At 38.5% G+C, this 358-nt stretch carries 1 pseudogene; it reads left to right on the top strand.

Going from position 1 to position 358, the window contains the following annotated elements:
- Window positions 1-358: pseudogene (hblD, locus tag DN389_RS28235) on the top strand (hemolytic enterotoxin HBL lytic component L1); the annotation flags it as partial.

Genomic DNA, 358 nt, shown 5'->3' with positions numbered 1-358 from the left:
TTGTTGGTGGACTTTCAGCTCTTGGAGCAGCTGGTATCGGTCTAGGAACTGCGGCTGGTGTCACGGCATCTAAGCATATGGACTCCTATAACGAAATTTCTAAGGAGAATTAAGTATGAAAGCGGATCGTGCTAATCAAGCAGTTCTTTCGCTTACTAACGCGAAAGAAACATTGGCATATCTATACCAGACTGTAGATCAAGCAATATTGTCTCTAACAAATATTCAAAAGCAATGGAATACAATGGGCGCAAATTATACAGATTTACTGGATAATATCGATTCTATGCAAGACCACAAATTCTCTTTAATACCGGATGATTTAAAAGCCGCTAAAGAAAGTTGGAATGATATTCAT

This window comes from Bacillus sp. AY3-1, assembly GCF_008368785.1.
GTDB lineage: Bacteria > Bacillota > Bacilli > Bacillales > Bacillaceae_G > Bacillus_A > Bacillus_A wiedmannii.
The sequence above is the reverse complement of the archived record's forward strand: the minus strand, read 5'-3'. Positions and strand labels throughout refer to the sequence as shown.